The 1,230-nt window shown below is 60.8% G+C and carries 4 protein-coding genes; 3 read left to right on the top strand and 1 reads right to left on the bottom strand.

Annotation, left to right across the window (positions count from 1 at the left end; genetic code table 11):
* The 3 genes from EOA23_RS35995 to EOA23_RS35990 all read left to right on the top strand — a co-directional run.
* Positions 1-235, top strand: a 235-nt coding sequence (locus EOA23_RS35995) for a hypothetical protein (protein ID WP_189341838.1), incomplete at its 5' end; no start/stop codon positions are given.
* 88 nt (positions 236-323) lie between these two features.
* Entirely contained in the window at positions 324-773 is a 450-nt protein-coding gene (locus EOA23_RS34855) for a thermonuclease family protein (protein ID WP_127307330.1), read from the top strand.
* Positions 770-934 carry a hypothetical protein gene (locus EOA23_RS35990; RefSeq protein ID WP_189341837.1) on the top strand — a complete coding sequence of 55 codons (165 nt, stop codon included), beginning with the start codon at positions 770-772 and terminating at the stop codon, positions 932-934. The genes EOA23_RS34855 and EOA23_RS35990 overlap by 4 nt, the downstream gene beginning before the upstream one ends.
* On the opposite strand, the gene EOA23_RS35985 is transcribed toward EOA23_RS35990, so the two are convergent.
* Positions 931-1,230: hypothetical protein (locus tag EOA23_RS35985; RefSeq protein WP_189341836.1), on the bottom strand; the 300-nt coding region annotated here is incomplete at its 5' end. The two genes, EOA23_RS35990 and EOA23_RS35985, sit on opposite strands and share 4 nt — an antisense overlap.

The raw sequence follows: 1,230 nt of genomic DNA, 5'->3' as shown, positions 1-1,230 counted from the left end.
GTGCAAGACGCTGGTCCTCAAAAGCCAGCCCGGCCTGCCGGACGCGGTTTCATGTTTTGCGCTCGTCGGGGCTGGCAATGCGAACGATCCCTATTCAATCTCCTATGACGACGATTCCATGGTCTTCTTCAACATGGCTGCGATCGGCCGCAACAAGGACGGCAAGTCGCTGCGGCCGGATCTCGAACACGCCTCCGATCTCGGCAAGCAGTTTCAGACCGATGAAGCGAACTAGCCTCGCAGCCTTCATCATACTCACGTGCGCTCACGCCGTAAGTGCGGAAGGAGCCGCGCCGGCAAGCGCGACAACCGCGCCCTTCCTGGTGTCGAAAAGCGTCGAACTGCTGACCGGAGATACGTGGCGCGACCGCGGTAGGCTCTACCGGCTTTATGGCGTGCAATCATGCTTGCGCGGCACGATCGCCCTGGATCCCAATGGCAAAGAACTCGATTGCGGCAACGTCTCGCTCGCCCACCTGGCCGCCTTGTTTTCGACAACGGCCGTGACTTGTCAGCCCATCGCCTTGGCGCTCGATAAAGCGACCTTTGTGGTGTGTGGCGCGAAACTCGACGGCAATACGATCGACGTTGGGACCGCGCTGATCGCGGCCGGCTACGCCTTCGCCGCCACCGACCAGAAAGGCAACGCCGTCAGCCCGCACTATCTGGTGGCTGAGCTCAACGCGAAGATGAAAGCTGATGGTCTTTGGGCGAGGAAGTTTCAGCATCCCATTGAACTTCTGCTGAGACGGGCAGGGGAGCGCAAGCAATGAACCACGAGGATCAATCGAGCCGCTACTACTACCCCGTCGAGGGCCGCACGGAGGGTGCCATAACCGGGGCGCTCGCATTCATCGCCATCATCGCGGTGCCGGCGTTGGCCTATGCCGCATGGCATGCGCTCGCGTCTTGGATTTCCGCCTTCTTTTCTTAGGTCGGCAACTCGGCGAAAGACCGCAGCAGCTCATGTAGGTCGTCCGCATCCACGTCGCACCAACCGTTGTTGATGAGCCGCTTAAAATAGGCCGCTTTCATCTTCAGCTCGCCAACATTGGCGACCGGCGCCATCGCTGCCTGCCGTCGAATGACCGTTTCGTTCTTCATGGCAGCGTCCAGCCGCGGACCGATCAACTCCGTCTCGGCCTCTTCGGCGTGCATCAAACGTTTGCCGAGACACTCCAGCTCGGAAATAGCGCGGCGGTGCGCCGCGATCAGGTCCACGACTGCGTC

It is taken from the genome of Mesorhizobium sp. M2A.F.Ca.ET.042.01.1.1, assembly GCF_003997405.1.
Classification (GTDB): Bacteria; Pseudomonadota; Alphaproteobacteria; order Rhizobiales; family Rhizobiaceae; genus Mesorhizobium.
Note: the sequence above shows the minus strand (reverse complement) of the source record. Positions and strands in the feature narration are given on the sequence as shown.

Coding starts and splice junctions, on each gene's coding strand:
- EOA23_RS35990 (WP_189341837.1), top strand. CDS start 770: ATGAACCACGAGGATCAATCGAGCCGCTACTACTACCCCGTCGAGGGC.